The 3,722-nt window shown below is 78.4% G+C and carries 1 protein-coding gene; it reads left to right on the top strand.

Annotated features, from left to right (window positions below; translation table 11 throughout):
- On the top strand, positions 1 to 3,722 hold a 3,722-nt coding region (locus tag L6E12_RS33185; RefSeq protein WP_236231874.1), incomplete at both ends, for a type I polyketide synthase.

The raw sequence follows: 3,722 nt of genomic DNA, 5'->3' as shown, positions 1-3,722 counted from the left end.
CGGGCGGCGCCGACACCCTCGCCGGGCTGACCGGCGCCGAGCGCGAGCGCACTCTCCTCGACCTGGTGCGCACACACGCCGCGGCCGTCCTCGGCCACGCCTCGGCCACCGCGGTCGAACCCGGCCGCGCGTTCAAGGAGCTGGGGTTCGACTCGCTGACCGCCGTCGAGCTGCGCAACCGGCTCGCCGCCGCCACCGGCACCCGGCTGCCCGCCACCGCCGTGTTCGACCACCCCACCCCCCGGGCCCTGGCCGCCGCCATCGCGGGCAGCGCGCCCACCCCCCGGGCCGCGGCGACCGCGGTCACGGCCGATGAGCCGATCGCGATCGTCGCCATGGCCTGCCGCTACCCCGGCGGCGTCGACAGCCCCGAGCGGCTGTGGGAGCTGGTGCGCTCCGGCGGCGACGCCATCGCCCCCTTCCCCGCCGACCGCGGCTGGGACGTGGCGGCAGGCTATGACCCCGCGGGCGAGCGGCCCGGGTCGTTCTCCGCGCGCGAGGGCGGGTTCCTCAACGGCATCGCGGACTTCGACGCCGAACTGTTCGGCATCAGCCCGCGCGAGGCGCTGGCGATGGACCCGCAGCAGCGGCTGCTGCTGGAGGTGGCCTGGGAGGCCTTCGAGCGGGCGGGGGTGCCCGCCGAGTCGCTGCGCGGCAGCCGCACCGGCGTGTTCGCGGGCCTGATGTACTCCGACTACGCCGCCCGGCTCGACACCGTCCCCGCCGACGTCGAAGGCCACCTGGGCACCGGCAACTCCGGCAGCGTCGCCTCCGGCCGGGTGGCCTACGCCTTCGGCCTGGAGGGCCCGGCGGTCACCGTCGACACCGCGTGCTCGTCGTCGCTGGTCGCCCTGCACCTGGCCGCCCAGGCGCTGCGCACCGGGGAGTGCGACCTGGCGCTGGCGGGCGGGGTGACGGTCATGTCCACGCCCGGCCTGTTCGCCGAGTTCTCCCGCCAGCGCGGCCTGGCCCCCGACGGCCGGTGCAAGGCCTTCGGCGCGGGGGCGGACGGCACCGGCTTCGCCGAGGGCGCAGGCCTGCTGCTGGTGCAGCGGCTGTCCGACGCGCGCAAGGCGGGCCGCCGCGTGCTGGCCGTGCTGCGCGGCTCCGCGGTGAACTCCGACGGCGCCTCCAACGGCCTCACCGCCCCCAACGGGCCCGCGCAGGAGCGGGTCATCCGCGCCGCGTTGGCCGCCGCGGGCCTGCGCCCGTCCGATGTGGACGCGGTGGAGGCGCACGGCACCGGCACCGTCCTGGGCGACCCGATCGAGGCCCAGGCGCTGCTGGCCACCTACGGCCAGGACCGCGCCACCCCGCTGCGGCTGGGCTCGGTCAAGTCCAACATCGGCCACACCCAGGCCGCCGCGGGCGTCGCGGGTGTGATCAAGGTCGTCGAGGCGCTGCGGCACGAGGAGCTGCCCGCGACCCTGCACGCCGCCCAGGCCAGCCCGCACGTGGACTGGTCGGCGGGCGCGGTGTCGCTGCTGACCGAGCCGGTCCCGTGGCCGCGCGCCGCGGTGCCGCGCCGGGCGGGCGTGTCGTCCTTCGGCGTCAGCGGCACCAACGCCCACGTCGTCATCGAGCAGGGCGACCCCGAGCCCGCGCCCGCCGCCGAGGCGCCCGCCGAGGTGCCGCTGGTGCTCTCCGCCCGGTCCGAGGCCGCGCTGCGCGCCGCCGCGGCCCGGCTGGCCGAGGCGCTGCCCACCCTGCCCGTGGTCTCGGCCGCCTACTCCCTGGCCACCACCCGGGCCCGGCTCCCGCACACCGCGGTGGCGCTGAGTCCGCAGGCGCTCGACGCGCTCGCCGCGGGCGGGCAGGACCCGATGCTGGTGCGCGGGGTGGCTCGCGACCCCGGCGCGGTCGCGTTCGTCTTCCCCGGGCAGGGTTCCCAGTGGGTCGGCATGGCCCGCTGCCTGCTCGTCGACTCCCCGGTCTTCGCCGCGCGGATGGCCGAGTGCGCCGAGGCGCTGGCCCCGTTCACCGACTGGTCGCTGACCGACGCGCTCGGCGACGCCGACCTGCTCGACCGGGTCGACGTGGTGCAGCCCGTGCTGTGGGCGGTCATGGTGTCCCTCGCCGCCGTCTGGCGCTCCTGGGGCGTCGAGCCCGCCGCCGTGGTCGGCCACTCGCAGGGCGAGATCGCCGCCGCGGTGGTGGCCGGTGCGCTGTCCCCCGAGGACGGCGCGCGCGTGGTCGCGCTGCGCTCGCGGGCGCTGCGCGGGCTGGCCGGGCGCGGCGGCATGGTGTCGGTCGCGCTGGGCGAGGACGGCGTGCGCGCCCGGATCGCCCCCTGGGGCGAGCGGATCTCGGTGGCCGCGGTCAACGGCGCCACCGCCGTGGTCGTCTCCGGCGAGCCCGACGCGCTCGCGGAGCTGATCGCCGCCTGCGAGGCCGACGGCGTGCGCGCGCGCCGCGTCCCGGTCGACTACGCCTCGCACTCCGCCCAGGTGGACGACCTGCGCGCGGAGGTCATGGCCGCGCTGGCGCCGATCCGGCCCCGCGCGGGCGAGATCCCCGTCCACTCCACGCTCACCGGCCGGGTCGAGGACGGGTCCGGGATGGACGCGGGTTACTGGTTCGCCAACCTGCGCTCCACCGTGCAGTTCGCCGACGCCGTCGACCGGTTGCGCGCCGACGGGGTCGGGGTGTTCGTCGAGTGCTCCCCGCACCCGGTGCTCACCGTGGCCATGCCCGAGGACGTCGTGGCTGTCGGCTCGCTGCGCCGCGACGACGGCGCGCTGACCAGGATGCTGCTCTCGCTCGGGGAGGCCGTTGTCGGCGGCGTCGTCCCGGACTGGGCCGCGGTCATCCCCGGCGGTCGCCGCGTCGACCTGCCCACCTACCCCTTCCAGCGCACCCGCTACTGGCTGGAGCCCGGCCCACAGGCCCCCGCGGGCGACACCGAGTTCTGGGCCGCCGTCGCCCGCGGCGACCTCGACGCCCTGGCCCCCGCGGGCCCCGAGCGCGACGCGCTGCGCACCGCCCTGCCCGCGCTGGCCGCCTGGCACGGCCGCAGGCAGGACCGCGAGGCCATCGACTCCTGGCGCTACCGCCTCGACTGGGAGGCCGTGACCGCCACGGGCGGACTGCCCGCGGGCGACTGGCAGGTGCTCGTCCACGCCGAGCAGGCCGAGCACCCCTGGCCGCGCGCTGCCGCCGAGGCCCTGGGCGCCGAGGTCGTCACCGCCGACGACGCCGACGACCGCGCGAGCCTGGCGGCCAGGCTGCGCGGCGACGGCGTGCTGTCCTTCCTCGCCCTCGCCGAGCACCCGCACGCCGAGCACCCCGACCTGTCCGCGGGCCTGGCCCTGACCCTGGCCGCGGTGCAAGCCCTGCACGACACCGGCTCCGCTGCCCGGTTCTGGGCCGCCACCAGCGGCGCGGTCTCCACCGGCGCCGACGACCCGGTCCGCGCGCCCGCCCAGGCGCAGGTCTGGGGCCTGGGCAAGGTCGTCGCGCTGGAGCACCCCGCCCTCTGGGGTGGCCTGGTCGACCTGCCCGAGGAGCCCGCCGACCCGGCCGCCGCCCTGGCCGTCCTCACCGGCGGGGAGGACCAGGTCGCGGTCCGCGCCGACGGCGTGCGCGCCGCCCGGCTGCTGCGCTGCGCCCCCACCGCGGCCGACCCGTGGCGGCCCACGGGCACCGTGCTGCTCACCGGCGGCACCGGCGCGCTCGGCCCGCACGTCGCCCGCTGGCTGGTCGCCGCAGGCGCGCCCCGGGTC

This window comes from Actinokineospora sp. PR83, from assembly GCF_021056305.1.
Classification (GTDB): domain Bacteria; phylum Actinomycetota; class Actinomycetes; order Mycobacteriales; family Pseudonocardiaceae; genus Actinokineospora; species Actinokineospora spheciospongiae.
This window is presented reverse-complemented; position numbering and strand designations above follow the sequence as displayed.